The 15,154-nt window shown below is 56.3% G+C and carries 15 protein-coding genes; 4 read left to right on the top strand and 11 right to left on the bottom strand.

The genetic code is table 11. From position 1 onward, the window contains the following. Nucleotides 1–124: 124 nt before the first annotated feature. On the top strand, nt 125–712 hold the full coding sequence (locus Q0D52_RS04140) for a hypothetical protein (RefSeq protein WP_294380354.1): 588 nt from the start codon (nt 125–127) through the stop codon (nt 710–712). Between the two features lie 239 nt (nt 713–951). On the opposite strand, the gene Q0D52_RS04145 is transcribed toward Q0D52_RS04140, so the two are convergent. Next, on the bottom strand, nt 952–1,383 hold the full coding sequence (locus tag Q0D52_RS04145) for a thioesterase family protein (protein ID WP_294360963.1): 432 nt from the start codon (nt 1,381–1,383) through the stop codon (nt 952–954). A gap of 41 nt (nt 1,384–1,424) precedes the next feature. Here Q0D52_RS04145 and Q0D52_RS04150 point away from each other — a divergent pair, with 41 nt between their 5' ends. From Q0D52_RS04150 to Q0D52_RS04160, 3 genes are read left to right on the top strand one after another with little or no spacing between them, the layout of a single operon-like run. Beyond that, complete coding sequence (locus tag Q0D52_RS04150; RefSeq protein ID WP_294380355.1) at nt 1,425–2,612, top strand: Mbeg1-like protein; 1,188 nt, start codon at nt 1,425–1,427, stop codon at nt 2,610–2,612. Further along, the gene (locus Q0D52_RS04155; protein WP_294380357.1) at nt 2,609–3,559 is read left to right on the top strand and encodes a prenyltransferase; all 951 of its coding nucleotides are present in this window, start codon (nt 2,609–2,611) and stop codon (nt 3,557–3,559) included. Before Q0D52_RS04150 ends, Q0D52_RS04155 begins: the two co-directional genes overlap by 4 nt. Nucleotides 3,560–3,596: 37 nt before the next feature. Continuing rightward, entirely contained in the window at nt 3,597–4,037 is a 441-nt protein-coding gene (locus tag Q0D52_RS04160; RefSeq protein WP_294380358.1) for a hypothetical protein, read from the top strand. 122 nt (nt 4,038–4,159) lie between these two features. Here Q0D52_RS04160 and gluQRS read toward each other — a convergent pair whose 3' ends face one another. From gluQRS to Q0D52_RS04210, 10 genes are all read right to left on the bottom strand, one after another. Further along, nucleotides 4,160–5,119 (bottom strand): tRNA glutamyl-Q(34) synthetase GluQRS, encoded by a 960-nt coding sequence (gene gluQRS, locus Q0D52_RS04165; protein WP_294380360.1) that lies wholly within the window; start codon nt 5,117–5,119, stop codon nt 4,160–4,162. Continuing rightward, nucleotides 5,120–6,484, bottom strand: a complete 1,365-nt coding sequence (locus Q0D52_RS04170) for a phenylacetate--CoA ligase family protein (RefSeq protein WP_294360949.1) — start codon at nt 6,482–6,484, stop codon at nt 5,120–5,122. 28 nt (nt 6,485–6,512) lie between these two features. Then, nucleotides 6,513–6,944: an ACT domain-containing protein gene (locus Q0D52_RS04175; RefSeq protein WP_294360946.1), complete on the bottom strand. Its 432-nt coding sequence runs from the start codon at nt 6,942–6,944 to the stop codon at nt 6,513–6,515. Continuing rightward, nucleotides 6,944–7,534 carry an indolepyruvate oxidoreductase subunit beta gene (locus tag Q0D52_RS04180; protein WP_294360941.1) on the bottom strand — a complete coding sequence of 197 codons (591 nt, stop codon included), beginning with the start codon at nt 7,532–7,534 and terminating at the stop codon, nt 6,944–6,946. Before Q0D52_RS04180 ends, Q0D52_RS04175 begins: the two co-directional genes overlap by 1 nt. A gap of 3 nt (nt 7,535–7,537) precedes the next feature. Next, nucleotides 7,538–9,277: a thiamine pyrophosphate-dependent enzyme gene (locus tag Q0D52_RS04185; RefSeq protein ID WP_294380361.1), complete on the bottom strand. Its 1,740-nt coding sequence runs from the start codon at nt 9,275–9,277 to the stop codon at nt 7,538–7,540. 65 nt (nt 9,278–9,342) lie between these two features. Beyond that, nucleotides 9,343–9,783 carry an FHA domain-containing protein gene (locus tag Q0D52_RS04190; protein ID WP_294380363.1) on the bottom strand — a complete coding sequence of 147 codons (441 nt, stop codon included), beginning with the start codon at nt 9,781–9,783 and terminating at the stop codon, nt 9,343–9,345. Between the two features lie 22 nt (nt 9,784–9,805). After that, on the bottom strand, nt 9,806–11,224 hold the full coding sequence (locus Q0D52_RS04195) for a D-alanyl-D-alanine carboxypeptidase family protein (protein ID WP_294380364.1): 1,419 nt from the start codon (nt 11,222–11,224) through the stop codon (nt 9,806–9,808). After that, complete coding sequence (locus Q0D52_RS04200) at nt 11,214–11,642, bottom strand: hypothetical protein (RefSeq protein ID WP_294360933.1); 429 nt, start codon at nt 11,640–11,642, stop codon at nt 11,214–11,216. The genes Q0D52_RS04195 and Q0D52_RS04200 overlap by 11 nt, the downstream gene beginning before the upstream one ends. Before the next feature lie 5 nt (nt 11,643–11,647). After that, nucleotides 11,648–12,922 carry a phenylacetate--CoA ligase family protein gene (locus Q0D52_RS04205; protein WP_294380366.1) on the bottom strand — a complete coding sequence of 425 codons (1,275 nt, stop codon included), beginning with the start codon at nt 12,920–12,922 and terminating at the stop codon, nt 11,648–11,650. A gap of 104 nt (nt 12,923–13,026) precedes the next feature. Further along, the gene (locus Q0D52_RS04210) at nt 13,027–15,093 is read right to left on the bottom strand and encodes a VanW family protein (RefSeq protein WP_294380368.1); all 2,067 of its coding nucleotides are present in this window, start codon (nt 15,091–15,093) and stop codon (nt 13,027–13,029) included. Between the last annotated feature and the right edge of the window lie 61 nt (nt 15,094–15,154).

Consider the following 15,154-nt stretch of genomic DNA (forward strand, 5'->3'; position numbering starts at 1 on the left):
AAAACCGAAGAGTGGGCTCTTTGAAATCCAAGAGCCCACTCGAGTGAATTAAAGGCCGTCTATTAATTTATCGATAATATATGTTATGTAAACTAGCGAACTGAAATTCTAAGGTGGTAGGTCCATGAACTCTAAAGCACTAGATTTCAAGTCGATATCGATTCGTGTCGCCTGTGTCGCTGCAGTGATGGTCGCTACTAGTTTTCTGTTGTTAGGATTAACAGGTTGCGGCCCTTCGAACGAGGAGCGCATCGAACAAGCGATCTCTCAACCCCTGGAAGCTATCAAATCAAAAGATGAGGCTACATTGGCAAGCTTGCTCTCAGACGATGCCAAGCAGCAGATCTCAGATATCGGCATAGACCCGGTAACGTATATCTCCACGTTCCTTGATGGGTTTGACTACACGCTAGGTTCTATCGATATCAACAAGGACACGGCAACCGTCGATGTCACCATAACCTGCAAAACCACGAACAGCATCTTTGCCGCCCTTGACCAGAAAGCCAAGGAAGATTTCGAATCCGGTGCGAGTGCAAACAACACTGAGGAGCAAACGAAATCCGAAGTTGCCGAAAGCACACTCGCTATCATCAGTGCAGCAGCACCCGTGACACATGACCCTATTACGGTAACCTTGCATAAGGTCGATAAGTCATGGGTTGTCGACAGCGACATCAACGGAGCATTGCTGAAAGCCCTGCAAGGCTAGCTCAGTTTTGCGAACATGTAAGCAAATGTGAAAAGGATTTTGTTAAAAGGTTTTTGTTCGCAATCGCAACTTCAAGGGGCCGTCCGTTAACTCTGCAAAGCGTTATAACTTTGCTTGTAAGTTCAATTAAGTATGTGTAGGCTTGAGATTGCTATGCAAACCGATCGAATCGCTACCCACGTAATGATAGATTCAGATGCTGCTGATCGCTAGCCTTGGAGTCCGCTATCATTCATTGCCTATCCTTCACAAACCTGTTCATAAAGATTAAACAGTTCAGGCAACGTGCGTTTAATGCTCACCGGCTTAAACGTGCTGGCATCGACAAGGCAATGTACGCTGCTGCCGGTGCAGCAAGGTTTAGCGGTCTCGATATCGTCGCCTTGCTTGAACACCTCGTACGAATAGGTAGTTTTAGTACCCCGCGATTCGCTGACCCAAGTGCGAACAACGGCCACATCGCCATACCGCAAAGGCTCTCCGTAATGAATCTCAAACGACACAACGGGAGACAAATATCCAGCTTTCTCGATTTGTTCATAGGGATACCCAAGTTCCTCGAGAAAATGGGTGCGGGCATCCTCGAAATACAGCAAGTAGTTCGCATGGTAGACAACCGCCATCTTGTCGGTTTCCGCATAACGAACGGCTATGGGTGTGCAAACTTTCATAGCAACCTCCAAGAACCTAGTAAAACGATTAGAATGAAGTAATGGACTCAATCGTAACGTATATCGAACGCGAACAGCGAACGTTTACCGAATCACCCGTGAACGCGGTTGATTCACTAGTGCTTTCATCGCTATGTTATTTCAATTTCGATAAGCTTGTTCTCAAACCTGAGCTTTCCACGGTTAGCTGCCCATTGGATACGCACACCTCAACTCCCGTATTGCTATCCGATATATTGGCCCTATGCGAAGTCGACTGGCTCACTGAAGGGAGCTGGCTAAAGGACTCTGAGGACACCCTACGCTTTGTTCAAGCAATTCGGGCAAGTCGACGCTATCGAAACGTTTCCGTAGCGTTCTTCGTCGACGAAATCTCCGACGCAGTTGATAAGCAATTCTCGGCTACTACGTTTTTCTTGCATTCTACGAGCGGGGCCATGGCTTATATCGCGTTCCGTGGAACCGACGGAACGCTAACGGGCTGGAAAGAGGATTTCAATCTCTCATATAAACCCGTCATTCCCTCCCAACGCTCCGCCCTTGCATATGTTTCCGGTGTCTCTTCGGCCACGCAATGCCCGCTCATACTTGGCGGTCATTCGAAAGGCGGAAACCTTGCGCAATACGCGGCTTTGTGCACAGATGAAGGTACCTACCAGCGAATCGTGGCCGTGTACGATCACGACGGACCCTCGTTTCTTGAAGACCCCTCCCCTCGTCGCACAACCGCAGATTACGATCGCAAACTGCACAAGCTTGTCCCCGAGTCTTCCGCATTCGGAATGATACTGGAACGCCGCGATGATTACCGTGTAGTGCAGTCGTCGGCATCGGCCATTTTCCAACACCATCCTTTCTCGTGGATAGTGGATGGGAACGATTTCGTGTATCAAGAAGATTTGAACGCTTCCGCTCAGTTCTTCGATGAAGCATTGGACACGTGGTTGCGCAGTAAAACGCCCGCGGAGCGCGAACGGTTCATTCAAACGATATATGATTTGATCATGCAGACCAACGCAACAAGCTGGGCTGAATTTCAAACTCGTTTGGGAGCCAACGTCGCCACCGTTATGGGCGCCGGATCAAAACTCGACTCCGATACCAAGCAGTTCCTGGCATCTACCTTGGGAAGTCTTGGCGCCACGTTGAAAAATCAAACTATTGCCCGCATTAAAGATGCGGGAAACGGTCTTCTGCAAAACGATCCTAGAAAGCGAAACAATCAATGACAAGCCTCTCATCGAATCCTAAGGAACGGGCCTATGGTCGTTTCACGGCTCAAATGGCATTGGATATCGCCGCACCCCACACCTGGCCAGCTGCAATTGTGCCTGTTGCTGTAGCAACTTCATTGGCTATCGCAACCGGTTACCAGGTATCGGCCACGTTAGCTGTTGTCTTACTAGCAATTTGCATTCTGATGCAAAGTTCAGTAAACACGTTCAATGATTACTACGACTATGTGAAGGGAACCGATTCGTCGGAAGACGATGTCGATCCCACCGATGCCGTTCTGATTTACAACAATGTAAACCCCAGAAGCGCGCTTGTGTTTGCCATTGCTTTGCTGATTTCAGCATTTGTCCTTGGTGGCTACGTGATTTATCACGCAGGATTGATTCCCCTTGCAATCGGCGCTGTCGGGGCAGTGTTCGTTGTGCTCTACTCTGCGGGCAAAACTCCTATTTCCTACCTTCCGCTCGGGGAAGCTGTCAGCGGCATCGTCATGGGAGGCCTTATCCCGTTGGCATGCTATCAGGTTCTCACAGGCGTTCTTACTCCCCTTGCCATGCTTTGGGCTCTACCGGAGATTCTCGGCATCGGTTTGATCATGTTCACAAACAACACGTGCGACATCGAAAAAGATATCGTAGCTCATCGACGCACGCTATCCGTGCTGCTGAATCGAGAGAAAGCGCGTACGTTGTACCACGCTATACTGTGGCTATGGTTGATTGCGATAATCCTTATCGTCGGCGTCTTCTTTACGCAAGGTCTTATCATGATTCCCTTCATGTTGCTCTCGACATATCCGTTGTTGAAAGCTTTGCGAAGCAATCCACTGGCACCCAATACCCGACAAGCCGCAATGTCGCAGATTTGCTCGGTGAACATCGCTTTAGGTGCCTGGTACGCAGCAGCGATTCTCGCAAGCAATTCTGTTATCGTGTGGTAGAAACGATGCTCAAACACTAGAGAGATGAGGTCCATTCATGGGATTGCTGCAAATCTTCTTCGCCGTCATCTTTGGATGCGCTTCGCTGTTCGTTGCTTTTCAATTGATGAATGGCAATTGTCTTCAGCTGGTATACAAATATGACGAGAAAGCAAATCATCAGAAACAGCAACAAGATGCAAAAGCCAAGGAAATCGGCATGTTGGCATGCGCTGTTACGTTTGCCTTTTTTGCCACCGACGCAAGTCTGCTGTTCTATGAAATCGGGCGAAGCATGGGCATTTACGAAATGGCCCAGATATTCTCAATTGCATGCGATATCGCAATGGTTGCGTTCTTGGTAACAATAGTTCGACTGTATCTGAAACTAATCGGCTCGAAAGACCCAAAAGCAAAATTCAAAAGCAGCAACGTGCGCGTAACCATTTTCGTTTTAGTGCAATGCATTCTGCTCAGCGTGATGGCGGTTGTCTTCTAAGGCTTGCACTCACAGCTGTCAAATTAGTTCTTCGAGAAGATAACGAACGCATTGCGTGCGACCATAATCGCAATCGCGCGAAACGCTAACCATCTCTTGACGCTGGTAGCATCAAGAGATGGTTAGCTCCAGGGAATTTGAACAGGGTCGCTGAATAGCTCAGACAGCTTCGCGATATCGAACGTTTCCAAAAGCTGTTCAGGCGTTGCCGGATCGCACGTAGGTGTAAGTCCGCAAATACCTGCAATGTGACCGATAACGGCTTCCGGAGTCTTATACCTTGCAAGCAGCTCTTCCAAACCGGCATCGTGATCGCGTTTCGAAAGCCGACGATTTTCCTCCGCTACCAGCAAAGGGATATGAGCGTATCGCGGATGACCCAAGCCAAGCAGTTCCTGCAGGTAGAGCTGCTGAGGCGTCGAGCACAGCAGGTCAACGCCCCTTACCACGCTGGTAACACCTTGCGCCGCGTCATCAACAACTACGGCAAGCTGGTACGCAAAAGCCTGATCGGAACGGCGAATAAGAAAATCACCGCAGTCATCGGCTAAGTTTTGCGCATAATGTCCCTGCACCATGTCTTCGAAGGAGTACATGGCATCCGGTACGCGTAAACGCTGAGCAGGAGCCTTTAGCAAGCTTTTGGCAGCAACCTGTTCCGCAGACAAACTGCGACAGGTGCCGGGATAGATGAACTTCTCTCCCCTGTGCGGCGCAGATGCAGCATGCAAGTCAGCGCGTGTGCAAAAGCACGGGTACACTAATCCCAGACGCTCCAAAACCTGAAACGCTTCCGAATACGCCTCATCTCGGTTATGCTGGAAGAACGGACCGTGATCCCACGTAAGGCCTAATAACTCGAAATCACGTTGCACTGCGCTGATATATTCAGCCTTTGAACGGTCTCGATCCAAGTCCTCAATGCGCAAAACAATCGTTCCACCTTGAGACTTGGCAACCAGCCACGCCGTAAGGGCGGCATAGATATTCCCCGCATGCATACGACCGGTCGGAGATGGAGCGAACCGCCCCACCACGGGACGGTTCGCTCCTGTTTCAAAAGAATGAGTTTGCGGCATCATTTACTTACGCAAGTCCTGGACATGCTTGGTCTTCCCAAGCGAGCGCTCGATTCCACCCGGTTCAACAAGCTTAACCTTCGAAGCAACGAGCATAACGCTCTTGAGCTCCTTCTCGATGCGCTTACGGAACTTGTCCATCTCCTCGAACGAGTCGCTAAACGCCTCCGGCTTCAGTTCCACATGAACGACCATGCGGTCCAAACCGGTTTCGTTGTCGACCACGATGCGATAATGGGGAGTGACGCCTTCGATGCCCGAAAGCACATCCTCCACTTGGCTGGGGAACACGTTCGTACCGCGAATGATGAGCATGTCATCGCAACGAGAACGAACCTTTTTCATCCTTGCGGAAGTACGACCGCAAGCGCAAGGCTCCGTTACCACGCACGTCAAGTCGTGTGTGCGGTAACGCAAAACCGGAATAGCCTGTTTATCAAGCGGAGTGAGTACCAGCTCGCCCATCTCGCCATCGGCAACAGGCTCGCCGGTTTCAGGGTCCACCACTTCCCACAGGAAATGATCCTCGGCGATATGCTGCATGTCTCGCTCAGCAAGGCATTCGCCCGACACGCCAGGACCCATAACCTCGGTCAGGCCATAATTGTCGGTGCAGACGATATGCATGCGCGATTCGATTTCCGCCTTCATACCCGGAGGACACGGCTCACCGCCGAAAAGACCTACGCGAAGCGTGGAAGTGGACCAGTCGTAGCCCATCTTCTCTCCGACTTCGCAGATATGCAAAGCATAGGAAGGCGTTGACACAAGCACCGTGGTGCCATAATCCTGAATCATCTGGATTTGACGCTCGGTGTTTCCCGAACCTGCGGGGATCATCATGCAGCCAAGTCGCTGCAAACCGTAGTGCAAGCCGAACCCGCCGGTGAACATGCCGTAGCCAAAGGCCATCTGCACGCGATCGGTGGGCACGACGCCGGCCATCTGCACAAGACGCATGATGCAATCGTTCCATACGTCCATGTCATGACGGTTATAGCCCACGACGATGGGCTTTCCCGTAGTTCCGGAAGACGAATGAAGCTCCACCACCTCATCCAAGGGAACAGCGAACATGCCATAGGGAAACGTCTTGCGCAGCGCATGCTTGTCGGTGAAGGGAAGCTTCCGCACGTCTTCCAGGCACTTGATGTCGGAGGGCTTCACGCCCATCTCGTCCATCTGGTCGCGATACCAAGCAACGCGATCATAGGTCCACTTCACCTGCGCAATAAGCTTTTCAAGCTGAATGGCTCGAATGCGTTCGCGTGAGCAGCATTCCACATCGGGGTTATGGATGGGCAGCTCATCGAAGCGGCCCTCGGCAGCCGCGCAAAGCGCTGCGCCCTTTTCCGTGATATCGATCATGAGACAACACCCTATCTAACGTGCGAGGCTAGGCAATATCAGCCGTCATATGGAGAAAATCCTTCTGATCAAGCAGCTCAACGGGCTGGTCGGCCAACAGCTTCTCCGCTTGATCGAGATCTTTGACATACAGGCAGATATACGTGGAAATGAGCGAATAGCTGTACTGCACGTTGATGCCGCACGAGGAGAGCACCTTCAATACACGAGCAAGCTCGCCAGGTTTGTCCTCGAGGCGCAGGCACAGCACGCGCGTTTTGGTAGCAGCGCAATTCATATCATGCAATACCTGCAGCGCGCGATCGGGGTCATCGACCACGAATCGAACGATGCCGTAATCGCCGGTATCGGAAGCGCTATAACCGCGCACGCTGACATTGGCCTGCGTAAACGCATCAACGACACGGGACAGATGCCCCGGCTTGCTTTCAACGAACACGCTGATTTGCTGGACGCTCATTATTCGGCCCCCTTTCGGGCAAATTCGTAACCTGCATCGAATGCACGCAGGTTCGCCTCAACCGTCTTAGGCGGAACATGCTTGGAAATGACTTCCTTCCAAACAGCTTCGGAGAAATCCAAACGCGTTGCCAAGGCGCCGAGCAATACCACGTTCACCGATTTCACCGTTGCCACCTTCTCGGCAATCGGGCCGGCGGGAATAAGGGAAGCGCCCGCCGCCTGCAGCTTCTCGCGGGCGTTTTCGGGCATGCTCGCCTTGCCCGTGAGCACGGGGAGCGGCTTGATGGATTCGTCGGCAACGAGCAAATAACCGCCTTCGCGAACGAAGGGCAGGTTGCGCAGCGCTTCGGTGGTTTCGAAGGAAACGACGCAATCGGCGCAGCCGTGGTCGGCCACCATGCTTGCAACCGGTTCGGCGCCGAAGCGCACCACCGTGGTGACGGCGCCTCCGCGCTGGGACATGCCGTGGATTTCCGAGATCTTCACGTCGTAATCGCTCGCAAGGGCGGTGCGGGCCAGCAAATCGGCAGCAAGGATGGTGCCCTGACCGCCGACGCCGCACAGCAAAACGGTAGTTGCCTGGGACATGGGTTACTCCCCTTCCTTAACCGTGGATACAATGCTCTTGAATGCGCAATACTGCTCGCACTGGCCGCAGCCGATGCACATGGCCTGATCGATAACGGCGTGGCCGTCGTCGTTGGTCGCGATCGCCGGGCACCCAAGCGTGGTGCATACGCCGCACGCCGTGCACGAATCAGCGATCGTGTAGGCAGGCTTGCGGATGCGGTCGATAAGCACGCAGGGGCTGCGGAACACGATAACGGACAGCTCGTCAGAACGGGTAGCCTCGCGCAACGCAAGGCGAACCGCCTTCATATCGTTGGGATCGACGGTGCGGACATCGGGCACCCCGATGGCGGTGAGCACGCCTTCCATGTCAAGCTCACGGGACGGACGATGCTGCAGCGTTTCGCCGTTGAACGGATTGCCCTGTCGGCCCGTCATGGCCGTAGTGCGGTTGTCAAGCACGCAAACGGTTCCCGCACCCTTGTTATAGACGGTGCTGATAAGCGCCGACAAACCGGAATGCGCGAAGGTGGAATCGCCGATGACCGCGACCACGGGACGATGCTCGGTGCCGGCCCAAGCTAGCTCGAAACCATGGGACATGGAAACGGATGCACCCATATCGATGCACGTGTCCACAGCGGACAGCGGGGGCAGCGCACCGAGCGTATAGCAGCCGATATCGCCGGTGACGACGGCCTTCATGCGGGAGAGCTCTTTGAACACAAGGCGATGCGGGCATCCGGCGCACAACGCAGGAGGACGACCCGGCACATCATCGGGAGCCTGAGTATGCGCAGGAGCTTCCTGGCCGAATGCAGCGCGGATCAGGCCAGGAGACAATTCGCCATCGCGAACCAGGCCGCACGGGAACTCGGCAACCTGAACGCCCGCGGCGCGAACGGCGTCGGTCAAATACTCCGAAGCCTCCTCCACAACGTAAAGCTCCTCGACGGATGCCTGGAAGTCGCGCAGCGCCAGCTTCGGCAAGGGGTACGTGACGCCCAGCTTGAATACGGAAGCGTCCGGAAGGGCCTCCACCACATGCTGATAGACGGCGCCGGCGCATACGACGCCGATTTTCGAATCCTTGCGCTCGATGCGGTTGAACTCACAGGATTCAACCCATTCGGACAGCTGATCGAGACGCTGGAGCTGGACCTTGCGACGCGGCTTGGCGAACGCCGGCATCATAACCCATTTGCCCGGGTTGCTTTCGTAGGGCTTGAGCGCGTGCTCGGTACGCGGACCGCGCTCGATCGGCGACTTCGTATGGGATACGCGCACCGACGAGCGGATGAAGAACGGGACGTCGAAACGCTCGGAGAGGTCGAATGCGCTGCGGGTGAACGCCAATGCCTCTGCGGAGTCTGCAGGATCGAGCATGGGAATGTGCGCAGCAGCAGCATAGTAGTGGGAGTCCTGCTCGTTCTGGGAAGAATACATGCCCGGATCGTCGGCGGCCAACACCACGAAACCGCCGCCTACGCCGGTATATGCGGCGGTGAAAAGCGGGTCTGCGGCAACGTTGACGCCGACGTGCTTCATGGTGGACAGCACGCGGGCACCGGCGGCGCTAGCGCCGACGCCTACCTCGACGGCAACCTTCTCGTTGACGCACCATTCCGCATACACGCCATCCATCTTCGCAAAAGTCTCAAGCGTTTCGGTGGAAGGCGTGCCGGGGTATGCCACTCCGATACGGCAACCAGCCTCCCATGCGCCTTGGGCTATCGCCTCGTTTCCAGATAACAGTTCCATGTTGCTCCCGTCTGTGGGGACGCCTGAAGCGACGTCCATTTGAAACCGCAAGATACCCTGCGGCGCTACTCCTCTTTGTACACCAAGCAAAATGCGCCGATTTGAACGACGTCGCCATCGGCAAGAAGATAGGTATCGATGCTGTTGTTGTTAACCCATACCCCGTTAAAAGATGCCTCGTCGGAAATCTCATATCCTGAAGCTACCGGCTGAACGGAGGCATGCATACGGGATACGGTCATATCGTTGAGGAAGACGTCGCACTGCGGGCTACGGCCGATGCTGAGCTTCATGTCGCCCAACTTGAAGGATACGCCGGTTTGCGGCCCGCGAACAACGTGCAGAACAGCGGTTGGCTTGGTTTTAGCGGCGGCAACCAGCTGGTCTTCCCCGAACTGCAACGGCGCGAAGCGCTGCGTGGACCCTTGCAGCTTGAAGCCGCAATGGGGACACGCCGAGTCCTCGGGACCTACCGGGTTATTGCACACCGGGCAAACGTTGGTCATGATTGCTCCTTCCTACATGCCGCTATTGCGTCGAAGAGGTTTTGTCGACGATAAGCGGCGTGGTGTTCAACAGCTGCGAGGTTGCTGTTTTGTCCCCGCCAGAAAAACCGCGCATGAACCTGTCGAAGGCGATGCCGATGCCCTCGAAGAAGTTCGGGGCGGCAACGTCTTTGCAAGCCACCAGATCTTGCGTGGCGATAACCTGATTGCGTTGCTTAAACGTAACGGTGCCGACAACCTGCCCGGCCTTCACCGTGCCGTGAAGCTCGTTGAACTGCACGGTTTGGCTGACATTGCCGTTGAGGTCGAACACCTCTACGGCGCATTCCGGATCGGCGAACGTTGCCGGAACCGTACGGTCTATCCAATCGTCGTGCGCAACCTGCGCCACCAAGGGCACGGAAGCCCCGTTCATCTGCGTGTTCTGATCGCAATTGGCAAGCTGATAGGTTTTACGGTGTTCGAACACCCACTCCACCAGCTCGTCCGCATCGAAGAAGCGCTGGCTTTCAGAGCTTGAACCCAAAACGATGGCGTACAGCTCCTGCCCGTCCTTGTTGACAGCGCCGGCAAACGAAGCTCCAGCCTTTTCAGTGTAACCGGTTTTGACGCCGATGGCATCATCGTTGATATCGAAGAAACCATCGGTGGTTTCCAGGAACACATCGGCCGAAGACCCGCCTCGTTTCACCGTGATAGTGGTGGACCCGCCTCCGACGATGGAGCGAAACGTGTCGTTGGTCATGGCATAGGCGACCACTTTCGCCTGATCGGCTGCGGTGGAATGCAGGTTTCCCTCGTATTGATCGAAATCAAGGCCGTGAGGGTTCTCGTAAACCGTGTTCGTGCAGCCGAGCTTTTGGGCCGTGGCGTTCATCTGCGCAACGAAGGCTTGCACATCGGAATCCCCCGAAGCGGTGCCGCTCGACCTGAGCGCCGCACCGACCGATTCGGCGATGGCGATAGCGGCATCGTTGCCCGAAGGCACCAACAACGCGTAGAGCGCGGTTTTGAGCGACATCGTATCGCCTTCCTGCAAACCGGCAGAAGACTCGCCCACCGCAGCAGCAGCGGCTGAAACGGTGATCGTCGAATCAAGGGACGTCAATCCGGAAGCCACGGCATCGAGCGCCACGACGCCCGTCATGATCTTGGTGACCGAGGCGATGCACGCAGCCTGATCGGCATTGCGCTCGAAATATACGTTCCCGTCCGCATCCACCACGGTGGCGCGCTCGGCATCGATGTTCGGGCATTGGGCAACCGCCAAGCCGCGAGAATCCACCGTCTCGCCCATGACGATATCGGCTTTGCGCACATCGGCATACGCTTCGGAAACGCCGCCGATCACGGGGGTGAGGGCCAGCACGAACACAAGCACGCACGCGATAGCGCGTGCGTGCTTGTTCAGCCCACTATGCAAGGTGAAGCTAGTCGACAATGTACACATCCTCTGCGGAAACGGGCGCGAAACCGGCATCTGCAAGCTTCTGCTCGATATCCTCGTCGCCTGAAACCTTCAGCACGTCGATGGCGTGCCCGCCTTCAACCGACATGCAATAGCCGTATTCGACGTTGACATCGCACTCGTCCAAAAACTCGAGCAGCGAAGCCAAGCCGCCCGGCACATCCGGGACGCGCACGGCCATAACCGGCGTGACGGCAGCGCGCCATCCGGCCAGCGTCAGCTTCTCAGCTGCTTTGTTCGGAGTATCGCACAGCATACGGGCCACGCCGAAATCCTCGGTGTCGGCCAGGTACAAAGCATGCATGTTGACACCGGCATCAGCGACCGCGCGGGTAGCTGCGGCCAAACGGCCCTTTTCGTTCTCCAAAAAAACGGTGAGTTGGGAAATCATCGCGATTACTCCTTTCGCAGGTCGATGATGCGCTTGGCCTTGCCCTCGCTGCGCTCGATGGACTTAGGCTCGACGAGCTTGATGTCCACGGCGATCTGCAGATTCGCCTTGAGCTCGGCAGCCAGGCGCTTCTTGAGCGACTCAAGCTTGCGGATCTCATCGAACGGGAACTCGGGCACGGTCTCGACGCGCAGCTCGACATGATCGAGCGGACCGCGCGTGGTGAGGATGATCTGATACTGCGTGGCGATCTCGGGGAAGCTCGTGAGAACCTGCTCGATCTGAGACGGGAACACGTTGACGCCGCGCAGGATGAGCATATCGTCGGAACGGCCGATGATGCGGTCGATCTTGCGATGCGTGCGGCCGCAGGCGCAAGGCTCGGAGATGATGCGCGTGATATCGCGCGTGCGGTAGCGCACGAGCGGGCAGCATTCGCGCGTCAGCGTGGTGAACACCAGCTCGCCATACTGTCCGTCGGGGACGGGCTGCAGCGTTTCGGGGTCGATGATCTCGGCGAAGAAATGATCCTCGGCCAGGTGCAGGCCGCTCATCTCCTTGCACTCGAAGGCGACGCCCGGGCCCATGACCTCGGACAAACCGTACACATCGCAATATTGCACACCGAGTTTCTCGGCGATCTCGTCGCGCATGCCCTGGCTGCAGGGCTCGGCGCCGAAGATACCGGCGCGGACCTTCAGGTCGGTTGCGGGGTTGATGCCCATTTCGATGGCGGTGTCGGCGATATGCAGCGCGTAGGACGGCGTGCATGCCAGCACGTCGACCTCCATGTCCTTGAGCATCTGGATTTGGCGCTTGGTGTTTCCCGACGAGATGGGGACCACGGCGCAGCCTGCGGTCTCGCCGCCTCTATGGGCGCCCAGGCCGCCGGTGAACAGGCCGTAGCCGTAGGCGATCTGCATGGTGGAGTTCTCGTCGCAATCGCAGATGGCAAGGCCGCGAGCAAAGCACTCGCCCCAGTGCTGCAGGTCGTTTTCCGTGGATCCGACGACCGTAGCCTGCCCGGTGGTGCCGGAAGAGGCATGCAGGCGCGCCACCTTCGAGCGCGGCACGGCGAACAGCCCATCAGGATAGTTGTCGCGCATGTCCTGCTTAAGGATGAACGGGAACTTCGTGATGTCCTCGAGCGTTTTCAGGTCGCCCGGTTCGACGCCGGCGTCCTTGAAGCTCTTCTGATAGAAAGGGACGTTGTCATACGCATACTGGACACACCACTTCATGCGCTCGAGCTGCAGGTCGCGCAGCTCCTCACGTGACATCGTTTCGATTTCCGGCTGGAAGTACACCTTTCTTTTACCTTTCTTTGTGCGCGGCGCCTGGCGTGCGGTGGGCGCGTATCGCCGCTTAAATATGAAGTAACCCGCTAGCTTCGATCCGGACCCTTCAAGATAACCTCGTTGATGGGATCGTACACGCTGGCGAACAGGTCTTGGCGCACGATGTTTCCGTTCACGTCCTTGACCGTACGCGTCACCTCGATGGTCGAACCGTCGGTGCCGCGCGTTTTCACGTAGCTGGTACCCGGCGCAAGCGTATCGTCAACTTTTGTGGTGGTGGAATACTTCTTGCCCGCTTCCCATTGACCGGTTTCGGTGGTTACCTGATAGCCGGGATCGACTCCATATAGTGTAGCGGTTACCGACCCGACTTGGGTGGAAACCTTTACCAAAACATCGCTGGCGGTGTCGTTTCGCCACACAAGGTCAAGATCGGGGTACGAGACCGCTGCATCTCGCCCAGCGGGATAGCTGGCAATGTAGAGCGAATGGTTATGACGCTCCACAACGGGAAGGCCGGATTCGTAGACGGCGTCGAAAACGGTGGTGGCAACCTGGCAGATGCCGCCGCCCACCGAATCGGTGTACTCGCCGTTGATGATGGCGCCCGCACCCAGAAAGCCTTTTTCCTCGTTACAGTCCCCTGTGGTGGTGTTGTAAGACCAGGTCTCGCCGGATTTGCAGACGGAGTTGTCGAGTATCTGGGACACAAGCTCGATGTTGTGGTTTCGGTTCTCGGTGCCTTGACCTGTTGTGTAGGTGGTGGTGAAGCTGCCGATGGGACCGACCACGCCTTTGTCAACGGCTTCCTGGAAGGAAAGCCGCTTGGGCATATCCTCGGCATCCACTGAGATTTCGGGAGCCTGTTGCGCCGGGTAAACCATGTCCCCTTGCCCGAACAACGCAACGGACAGCGCCTCGGCAGCATCGGAAACATCAGGCAACTTGCCTTGGCCGTTGGTGGTGACGCTGACCGCGCCCGCATCGTTAACCTCGAATCCGACGCCTGAGAGCGAATCCCCCTCTGCCTGCCGGATGCCCGAAGCCATCGCCGATTTGGACAGCTGCTGATCGATATAAGGACGCAGGCGCCAACCGTCGCCCGCCTGCTCGACGGAGGTGGAGACCCAAGCGCCCAGCTCGGAAGCAGTTGCCTGCCAGGTATGCCCTTCGAACTTGAAACGCGCACCGCCGGAGAGCGCCGATGTGACATCTTGGGCAACCTCGGCGGCAGCATCGGAGGAAATGCGGACGGGAGTGAACTCGGTATGCGCGATGATGTGCTCGTCGGAGGAGCCGAGCATCGTACCGCTGAGAAGCTGCGCAAGCGTTTGCCGGTTGACCTCCCAACCGTCATTGCCTTGCACAACATAGGCCACGCCGCCTGAAACCTTCACGTCATAGTCAACGCGTGCCTGCCCTATCGCCGCATCGATGCCGGAGGCGAACTCCTCAAGGGCCGCTTCGTCGAACGAAGGCTCAACCTCGATGCGCTTGCCGAACAACCCAGCACCCATACGCGCAAAAAAACCGCCATCGCCACGACCGACCGCGAGCGCCTGCTCGGCAAGCTGCGCGGAATCCAACGTAGCGCCTAGGTCGGCGCCGGTGGTCTGCCATGCCTTCTTCGAGGCCATTGCCTCATCCACCGCCATCTGCTCGGCAAGCGCCGCGTCCTGCTGGTTTTGCGCTGCCGCAGCCTCATCGGTTTGCTGCGCAGCCTCTTCGGAGGCGAACACCGTGGCGCTTGCCTGTTGAAGCGGCTGATTATACGTTTGTTCAACCGCTTGCTCGATTTCGCCAGCGGTCAGACCCGACACGTCGATATCGCCGACTTTGACGCCGGAGTAAGCGCGACCGGCATGCGATATGCCGTCGAACGAGAACACGACGACTAACGCGATGGCGCACAAGGAAACGATCAGCGCCGGCTTGCTATTGCGAACAAGCCTGAACCACGCGCGCAGCAAAGCACCTAGAACACGGCCGATCGCCCGAACGACGACCGACAACGCACCCAGAAGCCAGGATAGAACGCTTCCCGCCACCGACAGAACAGCGGACCCGCCCGAAGACCGCACCTGCCCGCGTTCGCGAGCGGCGCCCGTACGCGATGAGGAGCGCTGCTCTTTGGTCCACAAGGTAGGCTGCACGCCGGAGCCGTGAGCCGCCGAACGCGCACGACGACCCGACCGCTGTGCGGTTCGAGCCGTC

It is taken from the genome of uncultured Senegalimassilia sp. (assembly GCF_934630535.1).
In the GTDB taxonomy this organism is placed as follows: Bacteria; Actinomycetota; Coriobacteriia; order Coriobacteriales; family Eggerthellaceae; genus Senegalimassilia.

What these genes read in the sequence shown, in the direction of transcription:
- Q0D52_RS04140 (WP_294380354.1), top strand. Translation starts at nt 125, where the DNA reads ATGAACTCTAAAGCACTAGATTTCAAGTCGATATCGATTCGTGTCGCC.
- Q0D52_RS04145 (WP_294360963.1), bottom strand. Translation starts at nt 1,383, where the DNA reads ATGAAAGTTTGCACACCCATAGCCGTTCGTTATGCGGAAACCGACAAG.
- Q0D52_RS04150 (WP_294380355.1), top strand. Translation starts at nt 1,425, where the DNA reads ATGGACTCAATCGTAACGTATATCGAACGCGAACAGCGAACGTTTACC.
- Q0D52_RS04155 (WP_294380357.1), top strand. Translation starts at nt 2,609, where the DNA reads ATGACAAGCCTCTCATCGAATCCTAAGGAACGGGCCTATGGTCGTTTC.
- Q0D52_RS04160 (WP_294380358.1), top strand. Translation starts at nt 3,597, where the DNA reads ATGGGATTGCTGCAAATCTTCTTCGCCGTCATCTTTGGATGCGCTTCG.
- gluQRS (WP_294380360.1), bottom strand. Translation starts at nt 5,119, where the DNA reads ATGATGCCGCAAACTCATTCTTTTGAAACAGGAGCGAACCGTCCCGTG.
- Q0D52_RS04170 (WP_294360949.1), bottom strand. Translation starts at nt 6,484, where the DNA reads ATGATCGATATCACGGAAAAGGGCGCAGCGCTTTGCGCGGCTGCCGAG.
- Q0D52_RS04175 (WP_294360946.1), bottom strand. Translation starts at nt 6,944, where the DNA reads ATGAGCGTCCAGCAAATCAGCGTGTTCGTTGAAAGCAAGCCGGGGCAT.
- Q0D52_RS04180 (WP_294360941.1), bottom strand. Translation starts at nt 7,534, where the DNA reads ATGTCCCAGGCAACTACCGTTTTGCTGTGCGGCGTCGGCGGTCAGGGC.
- Q0D52_RS04185 (WP_294380361.1), bottom strand. Translation starts at nt 9,277, where the DNA reads ATGGAACTGTTATCTGGAAACGAGGCGATAGCCCAAGGCGCATGGGAG.
- Q0D52_RS04190 (WP_294380363.1), bottom strand. Translation starts at nt 9,783, where the DNA reads ATGACCAACGTTTGCCCGGTGTGCAATAACCCGGTAGGTCCCGAGGAC.
- Q0D52_RS04200 (WP_294360933.1), bottom strand. Translation starts at nt 11,642, where the DNA reads ATGATTTCCCAACTCACCGTTTTTTTGGAGAACGAAAAGGGCCGTTTG.
- Q0D52_RS04205 (WP_294380366.1), bottom strand. Translation starts at nt 12,922, where the DNA reads ATGTCACGTGAGGAGCTGCGCGACCTGCAGCTCGAGCGCATGAAGTGG.